Genomic DNA, 25,956 nt, shown 5'->3' on the forward strand with positions numbered 1-25,956 from the left:
CATGTCTTTTGCCCCAGCCACCCAAATCAACGTCACGCGCGGCATCTTTTTGATGCTGTCGGCCATCACAGTGTTCACTGTGATGAGTGCGTTCATCAAGGCCGCCGACCGCGTGCCTGCAGGGGAGGCAATGTTCTTTCGGTCCGTCATGGCGATGCCGGTGATTCTGGTGTGGTTGGTGACCCATGGCGGCATCATGCAGGGCATCCGCACCCAATCGGTGCGCAATCACGCGGTGCGCGGCATCGTAGGATCCTGTGCGATGGGTCTGGGGTTTGCGGGCTTGAAATTCCTGCCCCTGCCCGAAGTCACGGCGATCCGGTTTGTCACGCCCATCGCAATGGTCGTGCTGGCCGCGATCATTCTGGGGGAGAGGTTTCGGTTTGTCCGTATTGCGGCAGTGGCCTTGGGGTTTATCGGGGTCGTGATCATTGTGGCGCCACGGCTGTCTGTAGGCCTTGGATCAACCGAGGCGCTGGGCGTGGTGTTGACCTTGGGTTCGGCCTGTCTGGCCGCGCTGGCTCAGGTGTTCGTAAAGGGCATGGCGGGGCAAGAAAGCACAACGGCGATTGTGTTCTGGTTTTCGGCCACCGCCACCGTGTTGTCCCTGACGACTGTGCCCTTTGGCTGGGTCCGGCCGACGCCGTACGAATTGTCCCTTCTTGTTGGTGCGGGCCTTGTCGGGGGCTTGGGTCAAATTCTGCTGACAGCCAGTTATAAGTATGCAGAGGCAGGCGTATTGGCCCCGTTCACCTATGTGTCCATGTTATGGTCGGTTCTGATCGGTTGGATCTGGTTCAGTGAGGTTCCAACAGCGCAGATGTTGATCGGTTCTGCTTTTGTGATCGCGGCAGGCATCATCATTGTGCTGCGTGAACGCGCGCTGGGCCAAGATGCCACGGCCCGCCGCAAGGTAAAGGCCAAAGGGCTGCAATAGGCCCGCACGGCCCCGCCGTCTGACGACGAGCGCGCCCGCCCTGCGTGCCCACGAAAAAACGCGACGTTGGGTGCCCCGCGCCGCGTCTCATCTTCATCTGACCAGAAAAACTCCGGGGGAGTCCGCAGGACGGGGGCAGCGCCCCCTGCCCGGCCCCTTTATGTGCGCACCAGTTTCTCGTAGTCGTCGGCCACGCCACGGGTCAGGGCGCCGACCTCGAACGTATAATCGCCGATCTGGCCCACGGGGGTTACTTCGGCGGCCGTGCCGGTGAGCCAGCATTGTTCGAACCCTTCGAGTTCTTCGGGCATGATCACCCGTTCGTGGACCTTGATCTGCCGTTCCGCCAATCGGCTGATGATGGTTTGGCGCGTTAGCCCGTTGAGGAAGACATCGGCCTTTGGAGTGTGGACCTCACCGTCTTTGACAAAGAAGATGTTGGCGCCGGTGCATTCGGCGACGTAGCCGCGGTAATCCATGAACAGCGCGTCAGAGCAGCCCTTGGCTTCGGCGGCGTGTTTGGAGGTCGTGCAGATCATGTAAAGACCAGCGGCCTTGGCATGCACGGGGATCGTTTCGGGGCTGGGGCGTTTCCATTTGGCGATGTCGATTTTCGCGCCCTTGGTTTTCGCGTCGCCGTAGTAGCTGCCCCATTCCCAGGCGGCGATGGCCAGATGCACGGGGTTCTTTTGGGACGCGACGCCCATGTCTTCACCGGCCCCGCGCCAGGCCACGGCGCGCACGTAGGCGTCGGTCAGATTGTTGGCACGCAGGACCTCGGCTTTGGCGGCTTCGATTTCGTCCACGGTGTAGGGGATTTGGAAATCCAGCTCTCCGGCGGAGAAATGCAGACGTTCGGAGTGTTCGCGACTCAGGAAGATTTTGCCGTTATAGGCTCGCTCGCCTTCGAACACCGAAGAGGCGTAGTGCATGGCGTGGCTGAGGATGTGCACATTGGCAGACCGCCAGTCCACCAGCTGGCCGTCCATCCAGATTTTGCCATCACGATCATCATATGCACCGGCCATTACGTCCTCCATCGGTTTTGCATTTATTACGTCGTTAGGTCCGATGCGGTCATTTTATTGCGTCAAACCTGCGATTCGATACCTTTGGGTGCTTGGAATGTCAACAAAGCTGACGTATTGTGTCGGGGAATGTGAAGGAGGCCGCCGATGGACACAGGCGCGCGAGAGGGCGGCAACGCGCTGCTGTTTTTGACGGATGAGCAGTTGCGCAAGGGCATTGAGGCGATGTTCTTTGCCTATCAGGGCTTCACCGCGGATCCGGACCGGATTTTGGCCGATCTGGCCTATGGTCGGGCGCATCACAGGGCCATTCATTTCATCAATCGCAGCCCCGGCACCACCGTGAACAACCTGTTGGCGATCCTTGGGGTCACCAAGCAATCGCTGAACCGTGTGTTGCGTGCTTTGGTTGAGGATGGTTTGGTGAAAAGCGAAGTCGGTCAACGCGACAAGCGGGAGAGGCATTTGTTTTTGACGGATGCGGGCATTGCGTTGGAACGGCGGCTGTCGGACGCCCAACGGGACCGGATGCGCGCGGCTTACCGTGCGGCAGGGCCAGAGGCCGTGGCGGGATTCCGTCAGGTTCTTGAGGCAATGATGGATGATAAAAGTGCAGCCCGCTACGCGGCGCTGAAGGAATTGAAAGGGTAGGGGCATGCTGAACGACCAACCACATTTGTTGATCGTCGATGATGACGAACGGATCCGTGTGCTTTTGCAGAAATTTCTGGTGCGCAACGGGTTTTTGGTCACCGCTGCGCGGGAGGCCGCCCATGCGCGGCGTATCCTGTCGGGCCTTGATTTCGATATGATCATTCTGGACGTGATGATGCCCGGCGAAGACGGTGTGACATTGTGTGCGGATTTGCGAAATGACCGTGAGACGCCAATTCTGCTGTTGACCGCCAAAGGGGAAACCGAGGATCGGATCACGGGGCTTGAGGCGGGGGCGGATGATTATCTGGCCAAACCGTTTGAGCCGAAGGAATTGTTGCTGCGGATCAATTCGATCCTGCGCCGCGTGCCGCCGTCTGAGGCGGAACGGGAGGTGCCCAAGGTGCTGCATTTAGGGCCGTTGCGATATGACATGGAACGCGGCGAGCTGTGGCAGGACGAAGATCTGGTGCGATTGACCGCAACAGAGGTGCAGTTGATGAAGATTTTTTCAGCCACACCAGCGGAGGCCTTGAGCCGCACGGAATTGGTCGAGAAGTTGGGGCGGGCTGGCGGACAGGCGCAAGAACGGGCGGTTGATGTGCAGATTACGCGGTTGCGTCGTAAGTTGGAGGCGGACCCCAAGCAGCCACGGTACCTGCAGACGGTGCGCGGGGCTGGATACATGCTGGCCCCGGATTGATCCGGAGCGATGTGTCACGGGGCAACAAAATTCCGGAATTTTGTTGTCTGCTTCGCGAGAGTTTTTTTGGTCAGATGAAGGAGGTGCCCAATGGCAACGGCATTGGTGACCCATAAGGCGGGATATGATCATGTGACGCCGCCGGGACATCCAGAGCAGGTCGCGCGGCTGGATGCGGTTTTGGGGGCTTTGGAGGGGATGGATTTGACCCCTGTAGAGGCGCCTTTGGCCGCCGACGATGACATTCTGCGTTGTCATCCCAAGGCCCATATTGAGGCGATCCGCGCGGCTGCGCCTAGCGATGGGTGGCGGTCGTTGGATGCGGATACCCATATGTCTGTGGGCACGCTAGAGGCTGCGTTTCGGGCCGCAGGTGGGGGCCTGAGGGCTGTTGACCTGGTCATGGCGGGGGATGCGTCCAATGCGTTTGTGGCGATGCGCCCCCCTGGGCATCACGCGGAGCGGGAAACGGCCATGGGGTTTTGTTTCTTTGGCAACGTGGCGATTGCGGCGAAACATGCTTTGGAGTTCCATGGGCTGTCGCGTGTGGCCATCGTGGATTTCGATGTGCATCACGGCAATGGCACCCAAGATCTGGTAGAGGAGGACGCACGGATTTTGTTTTGTTCGTCCCATCAGATGCCATTGTATCCGGGCACGGGTGCGGCGCATGAAACGGGTGTCGGCAATGTTTTGAATGTGCCTTTGGCCGATGGGGCCGGATCCGCTGCGTTTCGGGCGGCGTGGGAGGATCAGGTCATTCCACGGCTTGAGGCGTTCAAACCTGAACTTCTGATCATATCCGCCGGATTTGATGCACATGCGGATGATCCCTTGGCGGGCATGATGTTGAAGGATGATGATTTTGCCTGGGTGACGGGGCGGTTGTGCGATGTGGCGGATGCCCTGTGTGGCGGTCGGGTGGTGTCCTGTCTTGAGGGGGGGTATGACTTGGACGCGTTGGGCCGGTCGGCCCGCGCACATGTTGAGATATTGAAGGAGCGGGGCGCATGAGTGTGGATGTCAGCGAAATGAGTTTCGAAGAGGCCTTGCGCGAGTTGGAGCAGGTCGTTGGCCAGTTGGAGCGCGGTGAGGTGCCCTTGGATCAGTCGATTGCATTGTACGAACGGGGTGCTGCGCTGAAAAAGCGGTGTGAGGCGAAGCTGAAGGAGGCCGAAGAGAAGGTCGCCAAGCTGACGTTGGATGGGGATGGCAACCCTGTGGGCACGGCGCCTCTCGATGGCTGAGTTCAAGGCGGCGCTGGCGGCGGATGCTGCGGCCATTACAGACTTTCTGGTGCCAAAGCTTGCCGTGCCCCAGCGGGGAATTTTGGGCGAGGCGATGGCCTATGCTGTGCAGGGTGGCAAGATGCTGCGCGGGTTCTTTGTTCTTGAAACTGCGCGGTTGCATGGGGTTTCGCCTGATGGGGCGATGCATGCGGCGGGGGCGATTGAATGTGTGCATGCCTATTCGCTGGTCCACGATGATTTGCCCTGCATGGATGACGATGATCTGCGGCGCGGCCAGCCTACGGTGCATCGTAGGTGGGACGAGGCCATCGCAGTGCTGGCCGGAGATGCGTTGCAGGCACAGGCGTTTGCCTTGATTGGAACGGCAGATCTTTCGGATGCTGTGCAGGCGCAGTTGATGGTGTCCCTTGCGGACCGAGGCGGGGCTGACGGCATGGTCGGCGGGCAAGTGGCAGATATCGCGGCGGAGAGCGCGGGGGGCGCGCTTACACTTGATGAGATTACGGCGTTGCAGGCCGGTAAGACCGGGGCCTTGTTGATTTGGTCGACGATGGCGGGGGCTGTTATGGCTGAGGCCGATGCCGCGCCTTTGCGCCGTTATGGTGAGGCGATTGGTCTGGCGTTTCAGATTGCCGATGATGTGCTTGATGTCGAAGGCGATGAAGCCGCTGTTGGCAAGGCTGTGCGCAAGGATGACGCGGCAGGCAAGGCGACCTTTGTGTCGCTTCTGGGCTTGGATGGGGCGAAACGCCGCGCGGCGGAGTTGGTGGATGAGGCGTGCGATGCGCTAAATGGCTACGGAGACGCCGCCGCAACCTTGAAAGATGCGGCACGATTTGTGATTGAGCGGTCGCACTGACAGAAAGGCCGGCACTATGGCTGACAGACCCCATACACCGAATTTGGATCAGATTGATCTGCCGTCTGACCTGAAGGGCCTGAACGATGCGCAATTGCGCAAGGTTGCGGATGAGTTGCGGGCCGAGACAATTTCGGCGGTGTCCGAGACGGGCGGCCATTTGGGCGCGGGGCTTGGTGTGGTTGAAATGACCGTGGCATTGCACGCGGTGTTTGAGGCGCCCAAAGACAAGATCATTTGGGATGTGAGCCACCAGTGTTATCCGCACAAGATCCTGACGGGCCGCCGTGACCGGATCCGCACGTTACGTCAGAAGGACGGGCTGAGCGGGTTCACCAAACGGTCTGAGAGCCCATATGACCCGTTTGGGGCCGCGCATTCGTCAACGTCGATTTCGGCGGCGTTGGGATTTGCCGTCGCGCGCGATTTGGGCGGTGAGGGCGGTGATGCGATTGCTGTGATTGGCGATGGGTCGATGTCGGCGGGTATGGCCTATGAGGCGATGAACAACGCGGGCCATTTGAAGAAACGGCTTATCGTGATCCTGAATGACAACGAGATGTCGATTGCTCCGCCCGTGGGGGCGATGTCGTCTTATTTGTCGCGGTTGTATGCCGGCGCGCCCTTTCAGGAGTTTAAGGCCGCCGCCAAGGGGGCGGTGTCGTTTTTGCCGGAGCCGTTTCAGGAGGGCGCGCGGCGGGCCAAGGAGATGCTGAAGGGCATGACCGTGGGCGGGACCCTGTTTGAGGAATTGGGGTTCTCCTACCTTGGGCCGATTGACGGGCACGATATGGATCAACTGTTGTCGGTGCTGCGCACGGTGAAAGACCGCGCGACGGGGCCGATTTTGATTCATGCGATCACCAAAAAGGGCAAAGGCTATGCCGAGGATCGCGCGGACCGTGGCCACGCAACGGCCAAATTTGATGTCGCCACCGGTGAGCAGAAAAAGGCGCCCAGCAACGCGCCGTCCTACACCTCCGTTTTTGCGCAGAGCTTGATCAAGGAAGCGACGAAGGATGACAAGATTGTTGCGGTGACGGCGGCGATGCCGGATGGGACCGGGCTGGACCGGTTCATGAGCCGGTTTGCCTCGCGGTGTTTTGACGTGGGCATCGCGGAGCAACATGCGGTGACGTTTTGTGCGGGGCTCGCTGCGGGCGGGATGAAGCCGTTTTGCGCGTTGTATTCCACGTTCTTGCAGCGTGGGTATGATCAGGTGGTGCATGATGTTGCGATCCAGCGGTTGCCCGTGCGCTTTGCCATTGATCGCGCTGGATTGGTGGGTGCCGATGGGGCAACCCATGCAGGGTCATTTGACGTGGCCTATTTGGCGAACTTGCCCGGATTTGTCGTGATGGCAGCCGCAGATGAAGCCGAATTGGCGCGGATGGTGGCCACGGCGGTGGCCCATGATGACGGGCCGATTGCGTTCCGGTTCCCCCGGGGTGAAGGCGTCGGTGTTGAAATCCCCGAAGAGGCCACGCCACTGGAGATCGGCAAGGGCCGCATGGTGCGCGAGGGATCGCGGGTTGCGATTTTGTCGTTTGGGACACGGTTGCAAGAGGTCGAGGCCGCAGCCGAAGCGTTGGAGGCGCGGGGGATTACCCCGACGGTGGCGGACGCACGGTTTGCCAAGCCGTTGGACCGCGACATGATCTTGTCCCTTGCGGCGGATCATGAGGCGCTGATCACGGTGGAAGAGGGTGCCGTCGGCGGGTTTGGATCGCACGTGGCGCAGCTGTTGGCGGAGCAAGGCGTGTTTGATCGCGGGTTGAAATATCGCAGCATGGTGTTGCCGGATATTTTCATTGATCAGGCCGGACCACGTGAGATGTATGCGGTGGCTGGCATGTGTGCCGAGCATATTGAGGCGAAGGTTCTGGATGTGCTTGGCATTGAGGTTTTGAGTCAACGCGCGTGAATTTTGCGTGACGGGGCCGTCGCTGTTTGGCTGCGCCAAATGCGCCCCGCCCGCCGTCCCGCGGCCTCCGGCGGGAGTTTTCGGGTCAGATGAAGGTTAGTCGTTCTTGGGCAGACGTTTTTCGATGGCCTCAAGCCGTTTGAGGACTTCGTCGCGGTAGGTGTCTGTGGCAGCGTTTGATTCTTCCGCGTGGGCGTCCTGCATCGAGTTCACGATCAGACCGACCAGAAGGTTTACCACCGCAAATGTTGTGACCATGATGAAGGGCACGAAGAATGCCCACGCGTATGGAAATTGTTCCATGACGGGGCGGACGATGCCCATGGACCAGCTTTCGAGTGTCATGATTTGGAACAGGCTATAGGCGGAGGCACCGAGGTCACCGAACCATTCGGGGAAGGCGTCGCCAAAGAGTTTCGTGGCCATGACCGAGCCAATGTAGAAGATCAGGGACATCAGCATGAAGACGCTGCCCATGCCGGGCAGGGCTGTTAGGAAGCCTTCGACAACGCGGCGCAGGGACGGGGTGGCGGAGATGACGCGGAGCACGCGCAGGATCCGCAGGGCGCGCAGGACGGAGAAGCCTTGTGCAGCGGGGACTAGGGCGATGCCGACGATGGCGAAATCAAAGATGTTCCAGCCGGAGCGGAAGAAGGCGAAGCGGTAGGCGATGAGTTTGAGGACGATTTCGGCCACAAAGATGTAGAGGCAAATCGTGTCGAGCAGAAGGATCAGCCTACCTGCCGCTGCCATGACAGTGTCTGACGTTTCCAGCCCAAGTAAGACGGCGTTGAAGATGATGACCCCGATGATGGTCCGCTGAAAAGCTGGGTTTTCGACAAAACGTGCGATCGTTTCACGGGGCGTCATGCTGGTTTCCTTTTGTTTGCGTCGATATGCCTATTCGTGAGGGTTGAAACAAGTGGGGGAAACCGGATGGCGCGTGGTGTTCTGATATTTCGGTGGGCTGTGTTCTTGCTGGCGGCTGGGTATTGCATTCGCACGATATTTTTCGGGTCGTATGAGGGGTTTGGAGGGCCGTTCCGGTATTTGACGATTTGGGCGCTGTTTTTGTCGTTTTTTGCGGCCAGCCGGATGTTGGCGTTGAGCGAGGGGCGATCGACACGGCGTTGGGATGCGTTTGTGTCGATGACGGCTGTGATCAATGCGATGGTTTTGATTTTGTATTGGCGGCTGTATTTCGCGGACCCGACATCCGTGACACGGGACGGGCAGTTGGGGGACCTGTGGCTTGAGCTTTATTTGCACGGTGTGGGGCCTGTGCTGCAGTGGATTGATGCAACGTTTATCCACCGTGCGTTCCGGCGGGTGGGGCAGTCTCTGTTGCTGCTGATTGGGGTGATTTTTGCCTATGTTGTCTGGGCGGAGGGTGTTGTGGGGCCGATGAACGACACGCCGATTGGTGCAGTGACAAGTGGGCTGCCCTATCCGTTTTTGAACGATCTCGATTTGGCGGGGCGTGCCATATTCTACGGTGCGAATTTAGCGGTGGCTGTTGTGGTTCTGTTGGTTTTTGTCGCGATCAGCTTTGTTGTGCGGCGTCTGTTTCCGCGGCAAGAAGTGCTTTGAGGCCGCTGCGGTAATCAGGATAGAGAAGGCGCACGCCGAGGTCGTCTTTAATCCGGTCGTTCCGGACTTTCTTGCTTTCCGCATAAAAGCTGCGGGCCATGGGGGTCATGTCTGCGTCTTCGAATGCGATGGCCGGTGGGATTGGCAGGTTTAGCAACTCGGCCGCGTGGGCGATGACGTCTTGTGGAGGGGCGGGGTCATCGTCGCACAGGTTGTAGACGGCCCCGGGATTAGGTTGCGCGATGGAGGCGGCGAGGACTTGGGCGATGTCGTCCACATGGATGCGGCTGAAGACCTGACCTTGTTTGATGATGCGCCGTGCCGTGCCATTGCGCACCTTGGAAAACGGGCCGCGCCCCGGGCCGTAGATGCCCGCAAGACGGAAGATGTGCAGGGGCAGGCCCATGGTCTGCCAATCGGCCTCTGCGTCGATGCGCAATTGGCCCCGTTTGGTGGAGGCGGACAGGGGCGTATCCTCATCCACCCAGCCACCGTCGTGATCGCCGTAGACGCCGGTGGTGGACAGATAGCCGACCCATTGAAATTGGTCGCGGCGTGCGGCGATTTCGTCTCTAACCTTGCCCAAAACGGGATCTCCATCTTCGGTTGGTCCGGCGGAGATCAGCAGGTGGGTTGCGGCGTTCAGGGCGGGCGTGAGGTCTGCGCCGGGCCAGATGCGGGGCTCTACCCCCTCGGCCATGAGGGACGTTGCCTTGTCCTCGGACCGTGTGGTGCCGATGACCCGCCAAGTGTCATCCAACAGTTTCGTCAGGGCGCGGGCGGAATAGCCGTGGCCAAAGGAGAGAAGTGTTTTGGTCATGCGGCACGTTCGCCCAGTGCGCTGGGGGGTGCAAGGTGTGATCGCACGGCAAGGCGGGTTGTTTGATGGGCGCGGATCGCATTAAGTCGTCTGTATGAAACAGATTTTGCTTTTGAATGGCCCGAACCTGAACATGTTGGGCACCCGCCAGCCCGAGGTTTACGGGCATACGACACTGGCCGATGTGGAACGGGATGCGCAGGCGCTGGGCGCTGAGTTGGGCGTGGGCGTTGTGTGCAAGCAATCCAATTATGAGGGCGAGCTGGTCACCTGGATCCAGGAGGCGCGCGGCGATATGGCGGGGATTGTGATCAATCCGGGCGCCTATACGCATACGTCTGTGGCGATTTTGGATGCGTTGAACGTGTTTGAGGGGCCTGTGGTGGAAATCCATATCTCGGACATACATGCCCGCGAAGAATTCCGGCACCATTCCTACGTGGCCTATCGTGCCGATGCGTCGGTGATTGGGCAGGGCGTTGAGGGGTATCAAATTGCCCTGCGTGACGTGGTCAGCCGCCTTTAGCGGCCTTTCCACACCGGATCGCGTTTTTCCGCAAAGGCGCGTGCCCCTTCGAGTTGATCTTCGCTGGAATAGAGACGATCCACGGTGGCGAGCTGTCTGTTGGTGATGCGATTCATGGCGTCTTGAAATTTGCTGTCTTCGGCGTCGCGCACGACCTCTTTGATGGCGGCGTAGACGAGGGGCGGACCGGAGGCCAAAAGCCGCGCCATATCCCAGGCTTGGTTCATCAGATCGGCGGCGGGGTGGACGTGGTTGATGAGGCCCCAGTTCAGCGCCTCGGTCGTGTCAAACCACCGACCTGTCAGCAGCAGTTCCATCGCGATGTGGTAGGGGATGCGTTTGGGGAGCTTGACAGACGCCGCATCGGCCACGGTGCCGGAGCGGATTTCAGGCAGCGCGAACGTGGCGTGATCGGCGGCGAGGATGATGTCCGCGCTGAGCGCGAGTTCAAGGCCCCCACCGCAGGCGATGCCATTGACAGCCGCGATGACAGGTTTGTTCATGTCGCGCAATTCTTGCAATCCGCCGAACCCGCCGACGCCGTAGTCGCCATCGACCGCATCGCCGTCTGCCGCCGCCTTGAGATCCCAGCCCGGGCAAAAGAATTTCTCGCCCGCGCCGGTCAGGATCGCGACGCGCAGGTCCGGATCATCACGAAAGCTTGCGAAGATCTCCCCCATGATGCGTGATGTCGCGAGATCGATCGCATTGGCTTTGGGGCGGTCCAGCGTGATTTCGAGGATGGCCCCCTCGCGGCGTGTGGTGATCGGGCTAGTCATGGCGTTTCCTTATGAGGGCGTCTGCGGCGATGGCGGAAGAGGGGGTGACGATGAGGGGATTAATCTCAACCTCTTCAATCGTGTTCTGATGTGTGATCACAAAGTTTTGGACCGCGTCGATGGTATCGATCAGGCTCTCGATGTTGGCAGCGGGACTGTTGCGATAGCCGATCAATCGCGGATAGGTTTTCAGCTGTGTTAGACACTGCTTTATGCGGTCCCGCGTCGCGGGGACAAGACAAGAGGCAGTGTCTTGGAGGAGTTCGGTGTATATGCCGCCCGCGCCCAAGGTGAGGACAAATCCATGGGCAGGGTCTTTGATCACGCCCACCAAAAGCTCTGCGATTGGATCGGTGATCATGGTTTCGAGCAGTAAAGTCTGCGACCCCATCTTCGAGGCAGCCGTGCGAATGTCGTCTTCTGTTCGGAGGTTGAGCACCACGCCACCTGCGTCACTTTTGTGACTGAGGCCGGTGGTCTTCAGCACGAATGGGCCGGCAATCGTTCGCGTTTGGGCAAGAATGGTGTCTAAATCGCCGTCCCATGTTTGGGGAACTGGCATGCCGTGGGTGTTCAGAGCCGCTTTGGCGGCCGCCTCCGTCAGCACGGGGGCGTCGGTGTTGGGGGTCGGATCGATGATGTCCAAGGGCGATGGCAGGCGGTGCTGGGCGGCGGTGACCGCGCCCAAGGCTTCTGACACTCCGTTCATAGGAATGATGCCGCCCGTCATCAAAGTCGCGGCTACATCTTCGGGCATAAGTTCAGGCAGGGTAGACACCATGGCGATTGTGCCGCCGGTCTCGGCCTTTGTGCGGATCGCGGCCTTGATCACACACTCCCAATCGGACGGGTCGCAGATATCCGCGCGCGGGAAATCGACGATGAGGAACGTCAGCGCAATTTCAGGGTCTATTATTGCGGAAAACGCCTGTGTCATCGCATCTGTGTCGCGCCAAATATAGGTATGATAATCCAGCGGATTGGCCAGTGCGACCTTGGGGCCGAGGGCTGTGGCGAGGTCGGTTTTCTGGCGGTCGTTCAAGGGCGGAAAGGTCAGGGGCGTCGGGTCCGCCATGTCGGCGATCAGGCTGGCCTCACCCCCCGAACAGCTGACCGAGGCGATTTTGGTCGATGTTAAAGGCCCCGTGCAGTGCAGAAGTTTGAGGGTTTCGATGAACGTCGGCAGGTCGTGCACACGGGCAATGCCCAGATGGTCGAGAACGGCCGCAGCGCCAGCATCACTGCCTGCAAGGGACGCGGTATGTGACACTGTTGCGGCCTGTGCCTCTGCCGAGGCGCCGACCTTGAGGGCGACGAGGGGGATGTTTTTGGCCGCTGCGGCACGGGCCAACGATTGCCACCCCGGAAGGTCTTTGAAGCCTTCGATGTGGAACCCGATGGCGGTGACGCGCGGATCATCCAGAAGGGCGTGGGCGGCGTTTGCCATCGTAAGCTGGGCCTGATTTCCGCATGTGATCACATACCCGATGGGCAGGCCGCGTTTCTGCATGGTCAGGTTGATCGCGATGTTGGAGCTTTGCGTTAGGATGGCGACGCCGGTGTCCACGGGTCGGCAGCCATGTTGATCGGGCCAAAGCGATGCCCCGTCGAGGGCGTTGATCATGCCATAGCAGTTCGGACCCAAAATCGGCATGTTTTGTGCCGCTTTGAGAAGGCGGGCATTGGCGTCGTGTCCGTCATTTGTTTCGCCAAATCCGCTTGCGAAACAGACAGCGCCGCCTGCCCCCATGCGCCCGAGACGTTCAACGGCGCCGATGGTCGCCTCTTTGTTGATACCTACGAAGGTGGCGTCGGGCACGCCGGGCAAATCAATCGCGGTGGGATAGGCGGGCAGGCCGCAGATGTCTTCGGCGCGGGGGTGGACGGGCCAGATATCGCCTGCGAATTCGGATTTGATCAGTTGTTCGGTCACGGATTTGCACCACGCACCACCGCCGATGACCGCGATGCTTTTGGGGCGAAACAGTCTCGATAAATCCGTTCTCATGCGCCCAAAGCCCGCAGCAATTCGCGGCTGATGATGTGACGCTGGATTTCGGATGTGCCGTCCCAGATGCGTTCAACGCGCGCGTCGCGCCAGAACCGTTCAAGGGGGTAATCATCCATCAGGCCCATGCCGCCGTGGATCTGGATGGCGGCGTCCGTGACGCGGGCCAGACATTCAGAGGCGAAGAGTTTCGCGCTGGCGATTTCACGATTGGCGGGCAGGCCTTTATCGAGGCGGTCCGCGCAGGCGAGGGTGAGCAAATCGGCGGCGTCGATTTCGGTGATCATGTCGGCCAGCTGAAAGCTGACGCCCTGAAACTTACCGATCTTTTGACCGAACTGTTCGCGTTCGGCGGCATAGTCCAGCGCGTAATCAAACACGCGGCGCGCGCGGCCCACGGACATCGCGGCGACGGTGATCCGCGTGGCATAAAGCCATTCGTTCATGACAGCGAACCCGCCGTCGACCTCTCCCAGGACAGCCCCGTCAGGCAGGCGGCAATCGTCAAAATCGAGGATCATATTCTTGTAGCCGCGGTGACTGACGGATTTGTAGCCGTCGCGGATCGTGAAGCCGGGGTGGCCGCGATCAACTAGGAAGGTTGTGATGCGCTTTTTGGGGCCACGGGGGGTGTCATCTTCGCCCGTTGCAACAAAGACGATGAGAAAATCGGCGTGATCCGCGCCGGAGATGAAGTGCTTGGTGCCGTTGAGGACCCAATCGCCCCCATCGCGCACGGCGGTGCATTTCATCCCCCGCACGTCGGACCCGGCACCTGGCTCTGTCATCGCCAGCGCGTCCATCCTCTCCCCTCGAATGGCCGGGTCGCGGTAGCGTTCGATCTGTTCGCCTTCGCAGGCCATGAGGATGTTTTGGGGCCGCCCGAAAAAGTGCGTCAGCGCCATCGACCCGCGCCCGAGTTCACGTTCGACGAGCGAAAATTCAACATGATTGAGGCCCGCGCCCCCTGCACTTTCAGGGAAATTACAGGCGTAAAAGCCAAGGTCGATGGTCTTTTGTTTGATCTGCTGGGCAAGGTCCGGGGGGACCTCTCCGGTGCGTTCAACGAGATCTTCGTGGGGGTAGATTTCGTTTTCAACAAAGCTGCGGACGGTGTCCGCGATCATGGTGTGTTCGTCTGTCAGGCCGTAGGTCGTCATGCTGGAGTCCGTTCAAAAAGGGAAAAAGAGGCTGGGTTAGAGCCTGTTTTCACCCCGGACGACGGGTGCTTGTCCAAACGGTAAGGTCGTCGTGGAACCGTTTAGCTGGCATAGGTTGACCCTTCTTCATCCAAGATTGCCTTGAGTTCGGAGAGGTGGCGTTCGTCTTGGTCTGGATAGTCTTCGAGTTCTTGCGCGGTTTTTTCTGCGATGTCATCGGGAATGACGCGCAAGGGTTGGCCAGTTTGCAGGGCGCGGATGTAGGTTTCGGCGGCGCGTTCGAAATAATAGAGACGGTTGAAGGTCTCTGCGACCGATGTCCCGATGATCATGATGCCGTGGTTGCCCATGATCATGACCTTCTTCTTTGGATCGATCAGGAGGGCGGCGCAGCGTTCGCCCTCTTCCTCAAACGCGAGGCCGCCGTAGCTGTCATCAATCACGTAGCGGTTGAAAAAGGTCGCGCAGTTCTGGTCGATCGGGGGCAGACGGCTGTCGGCAAGGCTGGCCAGAACGGTCGCGTGGATGGAATGGACATGCATGGCGCAGCGGGCGTGGGGGCAGTGGCGGTGGATGCCGCCGTGCAGGCCCCATGCGGTGGGATCGGGGGCGTTGGGGCCGGACAGGGTTTCGGGATCGTTGGCGTCGACCACAATCATGTCGGAGGCTTTGATCCGGCTGAAGTGCATCTGGTTGGGGTTCATCAGGAATCGTGTACCGTCGTCATTGATGGCGAGGCTGAAATGGTTGGCGACGCCTTCGTGCATGTTCAGCCGCGCCGTCCATCGAAAGGCGGCGGCCAGATCGACGCGATCCTGCCAGTGATCCATATTTGGTCGCGTGTGTGTGACTGTCATCCCGGACCTCCCTTGGCGGATAGGCTGTCAGGTCATCGGGGCTGTGACAAGTCTGTGCGCGTCACGGCAGGTCATCAGCGCGACAGCAGATGAAGGAGCGCAGTTTCTGACTGACGCAGGTCGGCTGTGGTGTTTGACGGATCGATAAGCGCGGCGCGATCCTCGGCTGGCATATCGGTCAGCGCGATGACGTCAGGGTGGATGTAGCTGTTTCGTGCGATGGTGGGTGTGTTGGCGAGGCGGCTTGCGGCGGCGTCTGCCATGGATTTGATCGTGAGGTCAGGGTCGCGCAGGGCGACATCAAATGCGGCGACCGTGCCCGCCCATGTGCGAAAGGTTTTGGCGGTCAGGCGGTCGTCGTCGGTGATGTCATAAAGCGTGGCGTTGATGGCGTCGGCGGTGATGCTGTGGGCGGCACCGGTATCATCGACCCACGAGACGAGTTCCGCTCCCGGAAGGTCTTGCAGACGGTTGAGGGCACGGTTCAACGTTTGATCGCGCAGTCGCTTGCGGATCTTTTTGCCGCCTTTTCCAGTGTAGGAGAGACGAATTTCGCCGTCTTTCAGATTAAGGTGGCGGGGTTTGAGGGTCGTCGCGCCGTAGGTGCCGTTCTCTGCGGCATAATCGGCCGTGCCGACACGAATGGCCGCCCGATCCAGCAGGGCCAGAAGGGCGGCAATTGCGTAGTCTTTGGTGCCCACGTCTTCTTTCAGGTCGCGCCGCACGCGGCGCCGGATCCGCGGCAGCATAGCCCCGAAATCGGCCAGTGCATCGAATTTTGTGAGCGCGCGAAAGGCCGTCCAATCTGCGTGGTAGCGATATTGCTTGCGCTGTCGCACGTCACGGCCTGTGGCCTGCAGGTGGCCATTCACCTTTGGGCTGATCCAGACGTTTTCATAGGCGGGGGGCACGGCGAGGGCGTTGATCCGTTTGCGTTCGCGCGCGCAGTTGATGCGGGTGCCGTCCGGCGCGATGTAGCTGAACCCGCGCCCTCGTCTTTCACGACGGATGCCGGGTTGGTCGTCGGCATAATGAATGAGATCTGGCGCCTGCGTCATGTGGGGGTAACGCGGCGTTTGGGCGAGGGTTCCGGCATGAGATGGCTGTTCTGGGTCTTGCGTGCCCCTTATGTCTGGGGCATGAGAGTGCATGTTACGCACTTTTCACACCGTCCGATCCGCCGCAGTTTGCCCTGCGGCGTTTTTTGTATTTATCCTGTCCAGCACCATGAAAAGGGAGGTCCGCCCATGACACCGTTTGAAGCCCACTTGCCTGTGGTGTCCCCTGATGTGCCCGCAGCAGAGGAATTCCGCGACCCCAAGGCCGCGGTTGCCCGCTTGCAGGAGTTGTACCAGATCGCGGTGGATTTTTTGACGCAGACCTTTGCGGACAACGTGACAGGCGCGCGGCCGGACACACGGTTTCGCGCGTTCTACCCCGAAATCCGCATCAGGACGTCGACCTTTGCGCAAACAGATTCGCGCCTGTCGTTTGGACATGTTGCAGGGCCGGGCGTCTATTCCACGACCATCACGCGGCCAGATTTGTTCGAAGGCTATTTGACCCAGCAGATCGGTCTGTTGATCGAAAACCACGATGAACCGGTGTTGATTGGTGTGTCGGCCACGCCCATGCCTGTTCATTTTGCGGTGTCTGGTGAGGTGGAGGTGCCACAGGAGGGCACCTTGCAGTTCACCTTACGCGATGTGTTTGATGTGCCCGATCTGGCCACGACCAACGACGATATCGTCAATGGCATGGGGTTTTTGCATGCCGACGGGTCCAGCCCTTTGGCGCCTTTTACCGCCCAGCGGATCGATTATTCCCTGGCGCGGTTGCAGCATTACACCGCCACCAAGGCAGAGCATTTCCAGAACCACGTTCTGTTCACGAACTACCAGTTTTATGTGGAAGAGTTTGAGGCTTACGCCCGCAAGATGTTGATGGACCCTGACAGTGGCTATACGTCGTTTGTGTCTACGGGCAATCAGGTCATCACCAGCGCGGCGGAGGCGGTGACCCAGCCAGAAAAGATGCCGCAGATGCCGACGTATCATCTGTGCCGCGAAGACGGATCGGGGATCACGTTGGTGAACATCGGGGTTGGGCCATCCAACGCCAAGACGGCAACCGATCATATTGCGGTGCTGCGGCCCCATGCGTGGCTGATGGTGGGCCATTGCGCGGGTTTGCGGAATTCACAGCGGTTGGGTGATTTTGTTCTGGCGCATGGCTATCTGCGTGAAGACCATGTGTTGGATGATGATCTGCCCGTGTGGATGCCGATCCCCGCGCTGGCTGAAATTCAGATCGCTTTGGAAGAGGCGGTGGCGAGTGTCACCGAATTGGAAGGGTTTGAGTTGAAGCGGATCATGCGGACGGGCACCGTCGCCACGATCGACAACCGCAACTGGGAATTGCGCGACCAAGACGGGCCGGTGCAGCGGCTGTCGCAATCGCGGGCCATCGGGTTGGACATGGAAAGTGCAACGATCGCGGCCAACGGGTTCCGGTTCCGCGTGCCTTATGGGACGTTGTTGTGTGTATCTGACAAACCGCTCCATGGTGAATTGAAGCTGCCCGGCATGGCGTCTGATTTCTACAAAACCCAGGTGTCGCGGCATTTGATGATTGGAATTCGTGCGATGGAGAAGCTGCGGGATATGCCGCTTGAGCGGATTCACAGCCGGAAATTGCGGTCATTTGAGGAGACCGCGTTCCTTTGATCGGCTGTTTGTGCCCCTTTGACTCGGGGGAAAGTGTGAAAAACGCCCACAATATGCGGTTTTTCCCTTGTAATGGTGCACAAACAGTTGTGGAACATAGGCACATACAGTTTACTGACTGAGCAATAAGCCCCAGCCAAAGGGGCAAACGAGGAGATGAACAATGGCGACGAAACCAATGACCAAAACGCAGCTGGTTGCTGCATTGGCCGAAAAAATGGACACAGATAAGAAATCTGCATCCGCAGCACTGGACGCGATCACCGGTCTGATCACTGACGAAGTATCCGCAGGCGGCGCTGTGACCCTGCCTGGCGTTGGCAAAATCTACTGCCGTGAGCGCCCCGAGCGTATGGTGCGCAACCCTGCCACCGGTGAGCAGATCAAGAAAGAAGCCGACAAGGTTGTCAAAATGACAATCGCGAAGGCACTGAAGGACAGCGTGAACGGCTAACGTTCCCATCTTTCACATGTTAGAGGGTCGCCCTGTGATTGAGTTCAGGGGCGGCCCTTTTTCGTGGCGGAGGCAGGCATGAAGATTGACGGCAAAGCGATTTTGATGGGCGTGGTGTTTGGCATCATCTGGGCGTCGGCGTTCACCTCTGCACGGGTGATCGTGCAATATGCCCCGCCGCTTTATGCGCTGACATTCCGGTTTTTGTGTTCGGGGATCATCGCTGTCGTGATCGCGCGGGCGCTGGGCCAATCGTGGCATTTGACACGGGGCCAATGGGCGGCCGTTGTGGTGTTCGGATTGTGCCAGAATGCGCTGTATTTGGGTCTGAATTTCGTGGCGATGCAAACGGTAGAGGCCTCTTTGGCGTCGATCATCGCGTCGACGATGCCATTGTTGGTGGCGCTGGCCACCTGGGCCTTTTTGGGGGAACGGTTGCCCCCATTGGGCATCGCGGGATTGGCCGCTGGCATGGTGGGTGTGGCGCTGATCATGGGGGCGCGACTACAGGGCGAGGTTGATGTGTTCGGGGTGGGCCTGTGCGTGATTTCTGTCATCTCGCTGACTGTGGCGACGTTGATGATGCGGGGGGCCTCATCGGGCGGAAATTTCCTGATGATCGTGGGCTTGCAGATGTTTGTGGGGGCGGCGGCGTTGGCGGTGCCAGCTGTTGTGTTTGAGACGTTTACCGTCGATCTGACGTGGCAGCTGGGCGTTGCGTTCTTGTACACGCTGATCTTTCCAGGCGTGATTGCGACGTTGATCTGGTTTTTGCTGGTGGACCGGATCGGGGCGACGCCTGCGGCTGTCTTTCACTTCCTCACACCATTTTTCGGGGTCAGCATCGCGGCGGTGCTGCTGGGTGAGGAGCTGGGATCGCTTGATATCGTCGGCGTGCTGATCATCACGGTCGGCATTCTGGCGGTGCAGCTGAGCAAACAGAAGGCCTAGCCGATCTGCCCCCGTACCCCGCCGGTTTGGCCACGATCCAGCAGGATGTGATCAAGGATCACGGCGGCCATCATCGCCTCACCCACGGGAACGGCGCGGATGCCGACGCAGGGGTCGTGGCGGCCTTTGGTCACGACCTCGGTCGGGGTGCCGTCCATGCGGATGGATTTTCGGGGGGACAGGATGGATGACGTGGGTTTGACGGCAAAGCGCACGACGATGTCCTGGCCGGTGCTGATGCCGCCCAGGATGCCGCCTGCATGGTTGCTGGAATATTCTGGCCCGTTCGGACCCATGAAAATCTCATCCGCGTTGGCCCGGCCTGTGAGGCCTGCGGCGGCCATGCCTTCACCCACTTCGACGCCTTTGACGGCATTGATGGACATCATGGCGGCGGCCAAATCAGTGTCTAATTTGGCATAAACGGGGGCGCCGATGCCTGAGGGTACGTTGCGGGCCACGACCTCAATCATCGCGCCAACGGAGTTATGATCATCCTTGCGCAGCCAGTTGAGGTAATCTGTCCAATCGTCCACAGCGCCCGCATCGGGGCACCAGAAATCGTTGCCATCAATCGCGTTCCAATCGAAGCGGTCCCGGTCGATGTGTTTTTCGCCCATCTGCACCATGTAGCCTTTGATTTGCACGCCAGGTGCGATGGCTTTGATCGCCTCACGCGCGACGCCCCCTGCGGCCACGCGGGCCGCGGTTTCGCGGGCTGAACTGCGCCCGCCGCCACGATAATCACGGATCCCGTATTTCTGGTGATAGGTGATGTCGGCGTGGCCGGGGCGGAAGGTATTGGCGATATCGCCGTAGTCTTTCGAACGCTGATCGGTGTTGCGGATCATCAGCTGGATGGGGGTGCCGGTGGTCGTGTCCTCAAACACACCGGACAGGATTTCGACCGCATCGGGTTCATTCCGCTGGGTTGTCATCTTGGACACGCCGGGGCGGCGTTTGTCGAGCCAGTGTTGCAACATCGGGGCCGTCAGCGCGACGCCGGGGGGGCAGCCATCCACTGTCGCGCCCAAGGCGGGCCCGTGGCTTTCGCCCCATGTGGTCACGCGGAAGAGGTGTCCGTAGCTGTTCATCGACATGTGAAGGCTCCTTTGGCGTGTGGATAGCCGCGCTGTGCGCCCTTGCCAAGCCTGTCCGCGCCGCTTACGTTCCGGCGTACCTCGGGGGGCTTTGTTATGAAGCTGAGATGCCACAGTGGCGGACCCGTTGAACCTGAACCGGTTAAGACCGGCGGAGGGAAGGTAACGGGTTCTGATACCCAATGCCCCCACCGTTCGGCGCATTGAGAGGAAAGAACCGATGAAAAAGACCCTACTCACTGTCGCAGGACTGTTTGCTGCTACGGCTGCCCATGCAGACGGCCATGCGAACACGTTGACAGTTTACGCCCCCGATTATTTCGGATCCGAATGGGGCCCCGGCCCGTCGATTGAGGCCGCGTTCGAGGAACGTTGCGGCTGTGATCTGGTGTATCAGACCGGCGACCTGCTGCCGCGTCTGTTGCTTGAAGGTGAGGCCACCGAAGCGGACGTTGCCATTGGCTTTAACTCCGATGTCAGCAAGCGCGCACGCGAAAGCGGCTTGTTCTCGCCGCACGGGCTGGACCTGTCGCCCCTGACCCTGCCGTTGGAGTGGACTGACGATACATTCCTGCCGTTCAACTACGGGCATACGGCCTTCATCTACGACAACACCAAACTTGACGGTTTCGACAGTTTTGAGGCTCTGCTGGATGCGCCGGATGATGTGCGTATTGTGATCCAGGATCCGCGGTCTTCGATCTCTGGTCTGGCGTTGGTGCTGTGGGTGAATGCAGTTTACGGCGATGAGGCCGAGGCCGCCTGGGCCCGTATGGCGCCGAAAATTGTGACGGTGACGCAGGGCTGGTCTGAAAGCTATGGCCTGTTCACTGATGGGGAAGCGGATGTTGTGCTGTCCTATACCACGTCGCCTGCCTATCACATCATTGCAGAAGAAGACCTGACGAAGTCTGCCGCTATCTTTGAGGAAGGCCATTATTTCATGGTTGAGACGGCTGCAAAGCTGGCAGGCACCGACAACGAAGATCTGGCCGATCAGTTCATGGCATTCATTCTGACGGAAGACTTCCAGACGATGATCCCGACGACGAACTGGTCCTTCCCCGCCGCACTGGAGGAAGACAAGTGGCCCGAAGGGTTCCAGGAGCTGCCGATGCCTGAAACGGTTTTGTTCTATTCCGAGGATGAGGCCGCGGCCCTACGCGACACTGCGATTGAGGCATGGCGCAGCGCGCTGTCTCAGTAATCGCAGCACTTTTTGTTGCGGGGCTGGTCGTAGGCCCCGTTGCAGCTGTGTTGTGGCGGGGCGGTGGATTCACCGCCCTGTCTACCGCTGATCTGGACGCGCTGCAGTTTACCGTGTGGCAGGCGTTCTGGTCCGCAGCGATCAGTGTCGGATTGGCGGTGCCTGTGGCGCGGGCTTTGGCGCGACGTCAGTTTTGGGGCCGTGGGGCCCTTATTTCAATCATGGGTGCGCCGTTCATTTTGCCGGTGGTTGTGGCGGTGTTGGGCCTGATCTCGGTGTTTGGCGGGCGCGGGTTTCTGAACGCGGTGTTGGGTCCATTGGGCCTGCCGCGGCTGGATGTTTACGGGGCCCATGGCGTGATTTTGGCACATGTGTTTTTCAACCTGCCCTTGGCGGTGCGCCTGATCCTGCAAGGCTGGCTTGCCATCCCGTCAGAGAGGTTTCAGGTCGCGGCATCCTTGGGTGCGCCTGTGTTTTGGCTGTTGGAATGGCCGATGTTGAAACGCATTGTGCCGGGCGCTTTTGCGGTGATTTTTGTGATCTGTCTGGGGTCCTTTGCGGTGGCGTTGACGTTGGGTGGCGGGCCGCGTGCGACGACGGTGGAGCTGGCCATTTATCAGGCGTTCAAGTTTGATTTTGACCTTTCGAAGGCTGCGTCCTTGGCTGTTGTGCAACTGGCGTTGGGGCTGGGGGCGGGGCTCGTGGCGCTGTTCCTCGCACGGGGGGATATGCTGGGCGCTGGTCTGGACCGTGTGGTGCGCCGGTGGGACGGATCGCGGGTGATGGACGCGATGTGGATCGGGGCGGCCGCGTTGTTTTTGTTGGCCCCGCTGTGCGCGCTGGTGATTGCAGGCGTGCCCGGGTTAGGTGATTTGCCGGGCAGCATCTGGGCCGCGACAGGACGATCCGTGGCGATTTCCTTGGGTGCCGTTGTGTTGACGATGATGTTGGCTTTGCCCTTGGCGACCCGCGCGGGGGAGGCGGCATCGCTGTTGGGGATTTCGGTGTCCGGTCTGGTTTTGGGGACCGGTTTGTTCATTCTGTTGCAACCCTACGTGCGGCCCTCTTCTGTCGCGCTTCCGGTGACTTTGTTGGTGAATGTGTTGATGTCCTTGCCGTTCGTGCTGCGTATTTTGCGGACAGGCGTTGAGGGGGCGAAGGCGGATTACGGACGTTTGGGGGCGTCGCTGGGATTGCGCGGCTGGGCGTTGTGGCGGATCGCCTATTTGCCACGGCTGAGGCGCCCGATGGGGTTTTCGGCGGGCCTGACGGCGGCCTTGGCGATGGGGGACCTTGGGGTGATCACGTTGTTCTCAAGGCCCGGTCAGGGCACGTTGCCTTTGGCGATGTATGAATTGATGGGCCGGTATCAGATGGGGGCAGCCTATGCGGCGGCGCTGGTGCTGGTTGCGGTTTCGTTGGCCCTGTTTTGGGTGTTTGACCGAGGAGGGCGCGTGAATGCTGACGTTTGAAGGTGCGGTGTTTCAGCAAGGATCGTTCATAGTGTCCGCTGATTTCGCGGTGTCTGAGGGGGGTGTGACAGCTGTCATCGGGCCGTCGGGTGCGGGCAAATCGACCCTGTTGCATGGGGTTGCGGGATTTGTGCCGCAAGTCGCGGGGCGGACGCGGGTTCAGGGCCGCGACGTGACGCGGGCTGCGCCGCAGCACCGGCCTGTTTCAATGCTGTTTCAGGACAACAACCTGTTTCCCCATCTGACAGTGATGCAAAACGTTGCCCTTGCACTTGGCCCGCGTTTGCGTCCCGCGCGGGATGTGCGGGACAGGGTCGAAGAGATGTTGGACCATGTGGGGTTGTCAGGGCTATCGGATCGTAAGCCCGCTGGTCTTTCGGGAGGACAGCAGAGCCGCGTGGCGTTGGCACGGGCGTTGTTGCAGGACCGCCCTGTGGTGTTGATGGACGAGCCGTTTTCGGCGCTGGGGCCCGCCTTGAAGGATGAGATGCTGGATTTGTCGGTGTCGCTGGCACAAGGACGGACCGTGGTGATGATCACCCATGATCCGGCAGACGCGGGGCGGATTGCCGATGCGGTGATCGGTGTGGTGCCGGGCCGGGCGTTGCCGCCTGTGCCCACGCAAACCTTCCTGACGGATCCACCGGATGAAATGCGGGATTATTTCAGCCTGTTATAACGCAAAAGGCCCGCCAGATTGGCGGGCCTTCGTTTTGAGGTCGAAAGACATTTAGTCTTTCTTTTTATGCGGCGCCCAGATGCGCTTGTTTGTCAGGTACAGCAGCACCGACAGCACCGTCAGGAAGATGACGCCTGTCAGGCCAGCCTGTTTGCGGGCCATCATTTTCGGTTCTGCTGTCCACATCAGGAAGGCTGCGACGTCCATCGACACGCTTTCCAGATCAGTGGCTGCGCCATCTTCGTAGAACACGTCATCCCCATAAAGAGGGGGCGCCATGGAAATCCAGCTGCCCGGATACTTGTGGGAGCCGTCTTCGTAGGTGCATTCCTCAGGGTAGCCACCAGCCGCGAATGCGGTGTTGTAGTAGCCGTCCATCGGGATTTCCATGTTGGCGGCGCATTCGGGTTCGTCTGCGTAGCCGGTCAACAGGGAGGTGATGTATTCAGGGCCGCCCATGCCGTTCACAAACTGGCTGATCCCAGTGCCGTAGGGGCCGTGGAAGCCAGCGCGCGCTTTGGCCATAAGGCTGAGGTCAGGTGCGTTGCTGAGAGAGCTTTCGGGGAACTTGTCGGCAGGTGTCGCGGGGCGGAAGTCGCCTTCGCCATCAAACAGAAGTGGGTCGAACACTTCGTAGAATTCCGCGTAGGCCCGCATCTGATCTTCGGGCAGCATGGGGCCGCCTTCGTCAGACAGGTTGCGGAAGGCCACGAATTTGAGGCCGTGACACGCGGAGCAAATCTCAGTGTAGACTTGCAGACCGCGCTGCAGCTGGTTCGTGTCGTAGGAGCCGAATGGACCTTCGAACGAGAAGTCGTAGTTGATGACTTCGCTGTCGCCTGCGGCGTGGGCCGTGCCTGCAGCCATGCCGAGGGCGACGGCTGCAGTGAGGGTGAGTTTACGGAACATCAGTCTTTGTCCTTTCTCACTCGGCCGGGGTTGCGACGGTATCACCGGACGCAGCCTTGGAGCCGTAGTGGGCGTTGAAGTCGTCCTCGATCGTGGCGGGGGGAGTCGTCGGCTTTTCGATGACGCCCAGCAGCGGCAGGATTACGAGGAAATAGGCGAACCAGTACGTCGAACCAATCAAGGCTATGATCGGGTAGATGCCTTCGGCTGGCATTGCGCCGACCCACATCAGGACGATGAAGTCCACGACGAGGATGGCAAACCACCACTTGAACATCGGCCGATACCGACCGGAGCGCACCGACGATGTGTCGAGCCATGGGGCCAGAGCCATAACAACGATCGCACCGAACATGGCCAACACGCCGAAGAACTTTGCGTCGATGATGCCGAAGGACACCCACTCGGCAATGATCACAACCCAGACGGTGTTATCGAAGGCCCGCAGGATCGCGTAGAATGGCAAGAAGTACCATTCGGGCACGATGTGCGCTGGCGTCGCCAGTGGGTTCGCCTCGATGTAGTTGTCGGGGTGGCCAAGGTAGTTGGGCATGAAGCCGACCACAGCCATGAACACAGCGAGGATCACGGCCAGCGCGAACAGGTCCTTGATCACGAAGTAGGGCCAGAAGGGCAGCGTGTCTTTCTCGGCGTCTGCTTTGGATGTGCGGCGCACTTCGACGCCGGTTGGGTTGTTGTTGCCCGTGGTGTGGAAGGCCCAGATGTGAACGATGACGAGGCCAAGGATCACAAACGGCAGCAGATAGTGCAGCGAGAAGAAGCGGTTCAGCGCGGGCTGGCCCACAGCGGACGCGCCCAAGAGCCATGTCTGCAGGCTTTCACCCACGAACGGCACAGCACCAAAGAGGCCGGTGATCACGGCTGTCCCGTGGAAGGACATCTGACCCCATGGCAGCACATAACCCATAAAGGCAGTGCCCATCATCAACAGGAAGATCAGCATACCGATGATCCATGTCACCTCACGCGGGGCTTTGTAGGACCCGTAGTAGAGGGAGCGGAACATGTGGGCATAGACGGCCACGAAGAACAGCGATGCACCGTTCATGTGGAAGTAGCGGATCATGTGGCCACCGTTTACGTCGCGCATGATGTGTTCGACAGAAGCGAAGGCCAGATCGACGTGTGGGGTGTAGTGCATGACCAGCACAACGCCGGTGATGATCTGCAGGAACAGTGTGAATGTCAGCACGATGCCCCAGATCCACATCCAGTTCAGGTTCTTGGGCGTGGGGATCATCAGTGTGTCATAGGCGAGACCCAGGATCGGCAGGCGGCTGTGCAGCCACTTTTCGCCGTTTGACTTGGGCTCGTAATGGTCGTGGGGAATTCCGGACATAGG

At 59.8% G+C, this 25,956-nt stretch carries 26 protein-coding genes and 1 riboswitch; of the genes, 15 read left to right on the plus strand and 11 right to left on the minus strand.

Translation table 11 applies throughout. The features are described from left to right. Position 1 precedes the first annotated feature (1 nt). Positions 2-937: a DMT family transporter gene (locus tag PSJ8397_RS08315; protein ID WP_085864107.1), complete on the plus strand. Its 936-nt coding sequence runs from the start codon at positions 2-4 to the stop codon at positions 935-937. 158 nt (positions 938-1,095) lie between these two features. Here the strand turns inward: PSJ8397_RS08315 and PSJ8397_RS08320 are convergent, their stop codons facing one another. Next, complete coding sequence (locus PSJ8397_RS08320) at positions 1,096-1,965, minus strand: branched-chain amino acid aminotransferase (RefSeq protein WP_085864305.1); 870 nt, start codon at positions 1,963-1,965, stop codon at positions 1,096-1,098. Between the two features lie 147 nt (positions 1,966-2,112). Here PSJ8397_RS08320 and PSJ8397_RS08325 point away from each other — a divergent pair, with 147 nt between their 5' ends. The 6 genes from PSJ8397_RS08325 (at position 2,113) to dxs (ending at position 7,355) form a co-directional block, all read left to right on the plus strand. Then, positions 2,113-2,616, plus strand: a complete 504-nt coding sequence (locus PSJ8397_RS08325; protein WP_085864108.1) for a MarR family winged helix-turn-helix transcriptional regulator — start codon at positions 2,113-2,115, stop codon at positions 2,614-2,616. Positions 2,617-2,620: 4 nt separating this feature from the next. Beyond that, on the plus strand, positions 2,621-3,322 hold the full coding sequence (locus PSJ8397_RS08330; RefSeq protein WP_085864109.1) for a response regulator: 702 nt from the start codon (positions 2,621-2,623) through the stop codon (positions 3,320-3,322). Positions 3,323-3,412: 90 nt separating this feature from the next. Further along, positions 3,413-4,336 carry a histone deacetylase family protein gene (locus PSJ8397_RS08335; protein ID WP_085864110.1) on the plus strand — a complete coding sequence of 308 codons (924 nt, stop codon included), beginning with the start codon at positions 3,413-3,415 and terminating at the stop codon, positions 4,334-4,336. Continuing rightward, complete coding sequence (locus PSJ8397_RS08340) at positions 4,333-4,569, plus strand: exodeoxyribonuclease VII small subunit (RefSeq protein WP_085864111.1); 237 nt, start codon at positions 4,333-4,335, stop codon at positions 4,567-4,569. Before PSJ8397_RS08335 ends, PSJ8397_RS08340 begins: the two co-directional genes overlap by 4 nt. Beyond that, positions 4,562-5,431: a polyprenyl synthetase family protein gene (locus PSJ8397_RS08345; protein ID WP_143515401.1), complete on the plus strand. Its 870-nt coding sequence runs from the start codon at positions 4,562-4,564 to the stop codon at positions 5,429-5,431. Before PSJ8397_RS08340 ends, PSJ8397_RS08345 begins: the two co-directional genes overlap by 8 nt. 16 nt (positions 5,432-5,447) lie before the next feature. Beyond that, positions 5,448-7,355: a 1-deoxy-D-xylulose-5-phosphate synthase gene (dxs, locus tag PSJ8397_RS08350; protein WP_085864112.1), complete on the plus strand. Its 1,908-nt coding sequence runs from the start codon at positions 5,448-5,450 to the stop codon at positions 7,353-7,355. A gap of 96 nt (positions 7,356-7,451) precedes the next feature. Here dxs and PSJ8397_RS08355 read toward each other — a convergent pair whose 3' ends face one another. Then, positions 7,452-8,225, minus strand: coding sequence for an ion transporter (locus PSJ8397_RS08355; RefSeq protein ID WP_085864113.1), 774 nt, complete (start codon positions 8,223-8,225; stop codon positions 7,452-7,454). Between the two features lie 66 nt (positions 8,226-8,291). On the opposite strand from PSJ8397_RS08355, the gene PSJ8397_RS08360 reads away from it, so the two are divergent. Continuing rightward, entirely contained in the window at positions 8,292-8,945 is a 654-nt protein-coding gene (locus tag PSJ8397_RS08360; RefSeq protein ID WP_085864114.1) for an androgen-induced gene 1 family protein, read from the plus strand. Here the strand turns inward: PSJ8397_RS08360 and PSJ8397_RS08365 are convergent. Then, a complete protein-coding gene (locus PSJ8397_RS08365; RefSeq protein WP_085864115.1) occupies positions 8,899-9,765 on the minus strand; it encodes an SDR family oxidoreductase in 867 nt (288 codons plus the stop codon). The two genes, PSJ8397_RS08360 and PSJ8397_RS08365, sit on opposite strands and share 47 nt — an antisense overlap. 94 nt (positions 9,766-9,859) lie before the next feature. Here PSJ8397_RS08365 and aroQ point away from each other — a divergent pair, with 94 nt between their 5' ends. Further along, positions 9,860-10,291, plus strand: a complete 432-nt coding sequence (gene aroQ, locus PSJ8397_RS08370) for a type II 3-dehydroquinate dehydratase (protein WP_085864116.1) — start codon at positions 9,860-9,862, stop codon at positions 10,289-10,291. Here the strand turns inward: aroQ and PSJ8397_RS08375 are convergent. From PSJ8397_RS08375 to PSJ8397_RS08395, 5 genes are all read right to left on the minus strand, one after another. Then, positions 10,288-11,070, minus strand: coding sequence for a carnitinyl-CoA dehydratase (locus PSJ8397_RS08375; protein WP_085864117.1), 783 nt, complete (start codon positions 11,068-11,070; stop codon positions 10,288-10,290). The two genes, aroQ and PSJ8397_RS08375, sit on opposite strands and share 4 nt — an antisense overlap. Next, a complete protein-coding gene (locus PSJ8397_RS08380; protein ID WP_085864118.1) occupies positions 11,063-13,078 on the minus strand; it encodes an acetate--CoA ligase family protein in 2,016 nt (671 codons plus the stop codon). Before PSJ8397_RS08380 ends, PSJ8397_RS08375 begins: the two co-directional genes overlap by 8 nt. Then, entirely contained in the window at positions 13,075-14,238 is a 1,164-nt protein-coding gene (locus PSJ8397_RS08385) for an acyl-CoA dehydrogenase family protein (RefSeq protein ID WP_085864119.1), read from the minus strand. The genes PSJ8397_RS08380 and PSJ8397_RS08385 overlap by 4 nt, the downstream gene beginning before the upstream one ends. A gap of 101 nt (positions 14,239-14,339) precedes the next feature. Next, on the minus strand, positions 14,340-15,095 hold the full coding sequence (locus tag PSJ8397_RS08390; protein ID WP_085864120.1) for a class II aldolase and adducin N-terminal domain-containing protein: 756 nt from the start codon (positions 15,093-15,095) through the stop codon (positions 14,340-14,342). Between the two features lie 74 nt (positions 15,096-15,169). After that, on the minus strand, positions 15,170-16,153 hold the full coding sequence (locus tag PSJ8397_RS08395) for a DNA topoisomerase IB (protein WP_085864121.1): 984 nt from the start codon (positions 16,151-16,153) through the stop codon (positions 15,170-15,172). Between the two features lie 189 nt (positions 16,154-16,342). Here PSJ8397_RS08395 and PSJ8397_RS08400 point away from each other — a divergent pair, with 189 nt between their 5' ends. The 3 genes from PSJ8397_RS08400 (at position 16,343) to PSJ8397_RS08410 (ending at position 19,226) form a co-directional block, all read left to right on the plus strand. Further along, complete coding sequence (locus PSJ8397_RS08400; RefSeq protein WP_085864122.1) at positions 16,343-17,821, plus strand: AMP nucleosidase; 1,479 nt, start codon at positions 16,343-16,345, stop codon at positions 17,819-17,821. 163 nt (positions 17,822-17,984) lie between these two features. Continuing rightward, positions 17,985-18,275: an HU family DNA-binding protein gene (locus PSJ8397_RS08405; protein WP_085864123.1), complete on the plus strand. Its 291-nt coding sequence runs from the start codon at positions 17,985-17,987 to the stop codon at positions 18,273-18,275. Between the two features lie 84 nt (positions 18,276-18,359). Further along, positions 18,360-19,226, plus strand: coding sequence for a DMT family transporter (locus PSJ8397_RS08410; protein WP_085864307.1), 867 nt, complete (start codon positions 18,360-18,362; stop codon positions 19,224-19,226). Here the strand turns inward: PSJ8397_RS08410 and aroC are convergent. Next, positions 19,223-20,326, minus strand: a complete 1,104-nt coding sequence (aroC, locus tag PSJ8397_RS08415) for a chorismate synthase (RefSeq protein WP_085864124.1) — start codon at positions 20,324-20,326, stop codon at positions 19,223-19,225. The two genes, PSJ8397_RS08410 and aroC, sit on opposite strands and share 4 nt — an antisense overlap. A gap of 72 nt (positions 20,327-20,398) precedes the next feature. After that, a riboswitch (TPP riboswitch) is annotated at positions 20,399-20,503 on the plus strand. A gap of 43 nt (positions 20,504-20,546) precedes the next feature. Between aroC and PSJ8397_RS08420 the strand changes: the two genes are divergently transcribed. The 3 genes from PSJ8397_RS08420 to PSJ8397_RS08430 are packed head-to-tail and all read left to right on the plus strand — an operon-like array spanning position 20,547 to position 23,684. After that, positions 20,547-21,533, plus strand: a complete 987-nt coding sequence (locus PSJ8397_RS08420) for a thiamine ABC transporter substrate-binding protein (protein WP_085864125.1) — start codon at positions 20,547-20,549, stop codon at positions 21,531-21,533. Then, the gene (locus PSJ8397_RS08425) at positions 21,509-23,005 is read left to right on the plus strand and encodes an ABC transporter permease family protein (protein WP_085864126.1); all 1,497 of its coding nucleotides are present in this window, start codon (positions 21,509-21,511) and stop codon (positions 23,003-23,005) included. The genes PSJ8397_RS08420 and PSJ8397_RS08425 overlap by 25 nt, the downstream gene beginning before the upstream one ends. After that, positions 22,992-23,684: a thiamine ABC transporter ATP-binding protein gene (locus tag PSJ8397_RS08430; protein WP_085864127.1), complete on the plus strand. Its 693-nt coding sequence runs from the start codon at positions 22,992-22,994 to the stop codon at positions 23,682-23,684. The genes PSJ8397_RS08425 and PSJ8397_RS08430 overlap by 14 nt, the downstream gene beginning before the upstream one ends. Before the next feature lie 51 nt (positions 23,685-23,735). On the opposite strand, the gene PSJ8397_RS08435 is transcribed toward PSJ8397_RS08430, so the two are convergent. Together PSJ8397_RS08435 and PSJ8397_RS08440 are read right to left on the minus strand one after the other, a co-directional pair. Then, complete coding sequence (locus PSJ8397_RS08435; protein WP_085864128.1) at positions 23,736-24,593, minus strand: cytochrome c1; 858 nt, start codon at positions 24,591-24,593, stop codon at positions 23,736-23,738. A 16-nt stretch (positions 24,594-24,609) separates the two neighbouring features. Further along, positions 24,610-25,953, minus strand: coding sequence for a cytochrome b (locus tag PSJ8397_RS08440; protein WP_085864129.1), 1,344 nt, complete (start codon positions 25,951-25,953; stop codon positions 24,610-24,612). Between the last annotated feature and the right edge of the window lie 3 nt (positions 25,954-25,956).

It is taken from the genome of Pseudooctadecabacter jejudonensis (assembly GCF_900172275.1).
Taxonomy (GTDB): Bacteria; Pseudomonadota; Alphaproteobacteria; order Rhodobacterales; family Rhodobacteraceae; genus Octadecabacter; species Octadecabacter jejudonensis.

What these genes read in the sequence shown, in the direction of transcription:
- PSJ8397_RS08435 (WP_085864128.1), bottom strand. Translation starts at nt 24,593, where the DNA reads ATGTTCCGTAAACTCACCCTCACTGCAGCCGTCGCCCTCGGCATGGCT.
- PSJ8397_RS08335 (WP_085864110.1), top strand. Translation starts at nt 3,413, where the DNA reads ATGGCAACGGCATTGGTGACCCATAAGGCGGGATATGATCATGTGACG.
- PSJ8397_RS08375 (WP_085864117.1), bottom strand. Translation starts at nt 11,070, where the DNA reads ATGACTAGCCCGATCACCACACGCCGCGAGGGGGCCATCCTCGAAATC.
- dxs (WP_085864112.1), top strand. Translation starts at nt 5,448, where the DNA reads ATGGCTGACAGACCCCATACACCGAATTTGGATCAGATTGATCTGCCG.
- aroC (WP_085864124.1), bottom strand. Translation starts at nt 20,326, where the DNA reads ATGTCGATGAACAGCTACGGACACCTCTTCCGCGTGACCACATGGGGC.
- PSJ8397_RS08355 (WP_085864113.1), bottom strand. Translation starts at nt 8,225, where the DNA reads ATGACGCCCCGTGAAACGATCGCACGTTTTGTCGAAAACCCAGCTTTT.
- PSJ8397_RS08430 (WP_085864127.1), top strand. Translation starts at nt 22,992, where the DNA reads ATGCTGACGTTTGAAGGTGCGGTGTTTCAGCAAGGATCGTTCATAGTG.
- PSJ8397_RS08405 (WP_085864123.1), top strand. Translation starts at nt 17,985, where the DNA reads ATGGCGACGAAACCAATGACCAAAACGCAGCTGGTTGCTGCATTGGCC.
- PSJ8397_RS08315 (WP_085864107.1), top strand. Translation starts at nt 2, where the DNA reads ATGTCTTTTGCCCCAGCCACCCAAATCAACGTCACGCGCGGCATCTTT.
- PSJ8397_RS08380 (WP_085864118.1), bottom strand. Translation starts at nt 13,078, where the DNA reads ATGAGAACGGATTTATCGAGACTGTTTCGCCCCAAAAGCATCGCGGTC.
- PSJ8397_RS08440 (WP_085864129.1), bottom strand. Translation starts at nt 25,953, where the DNA reads ATGTCCGGAATTCCCCACGACCATTACGAGCCCAAGTCAAACGGCGAA.
- PSJ8397_RS08385 (WP_085864119.1), bottom strand. Translation starts at nt 14,238, where the DNA reads ATGACGACCTACGGCCTGACAGACGAACACACCATGATCGCGGACACC.
- PSJ8397_RS08395 (WP_085864121.1), bottom strand. Translation starts at nt 16,153, where the DNA reads ATGACGCAGGCGCCAGATCTCATTCATTATGCCGACGACCAACCCGGC.
- aroQ (WP_085864116.1), top strand. Translation starts at nt 9,860, where the DNA reads ATGAAACAGATTTTGCTTTTGAATGGCCCGAACCTGAACATGTTGGGC.
- PSJ8397_RS08365 (WP_085864115.1), bottom strand. Translation starts at nt 9,765, where the DNA reads ATGACCAAAACACTTCTCTCCTTTGGCCACGGCTATTCCGCCCGCGCC.
- PSJ8397_RS08390 (WP_085864120.1), bottom strand. Translation starts at nt 15,095, where the DNA reads ATGACAGTCACACACACGCGACCAAATATGGATCACTGGCAGGATCGC.
- PSJ8397_RS08425 (WP_085864126.1), top strand. Translation starts at nt 21,509, where the DNA reads ATGGCGCAGCGCGCTGTCTCAGTAATCGCAGCACTTTTTGTTGCGGGG.
- PSJ8397_RS08320 (WP_085864305.1), bottom strand. Translation starts at nt 1,965, where the DNA reads ATGGCCGGTGCATATGATGATCGTGATGGCAAAATCTGGATGGACGGC.
- PSJ8397_RS08340 (WP_085864111.1), top strand. Translation starts at nt 4,333, where the DNA reads ATGAGTGTGGATGTCAGCGAAATGAGTTTCGAAGAGGCCTTGCGCGAG.
- PSJ8397_RS08325 (WP_085864108.1), top strand. Translation starts at nt 2,113, where the DNA reads ATGGACACAGGCGCGCGAGAGGGCGGCAACGCGCTGCTGTTTTTGACG.
- PSJ8397_RS08400 (WP_085864122.1), top strand. Translation starts at nt 16,343, where the DNA reads ATGACACCGTTTGAAGCCCACTTGCCTGTGGTGTCCCCTGATGTGCCC.
- PSJ8397_RS08330 (WP_085864109.1), top strand. Translation starts at nt 2,621, where the DNA reads ATGCTGAACGACCAACCACATTTGTTGATCGTCGATGATGACGAACGG.
- PSJ8397_RS08345 (WP_143515401.1), top strand. Translation starts at nt 4,562, where the DNA reads ATGGCTGAGTTCAAGGCGGCGCTGGCGGCGGATGCTGCGGCCATTACA.
- PSJ8397_RS08420 (WP_085864125.1), top strand. Translation starts at nt 20,547, where the DNA reads ATGAAAAAGACCCTACTCACTGTCGCAGGACTGTTTGCTGCTACGGCT.
- PSJ8397_RS08360 (WP_085864114.1), top strand. Translation starts at nt 8,292, where the DNA reads ATGGCGCGTGGTGTTCTGATATTTCGGTGGGCTGTGTTCTTGCTGGCG.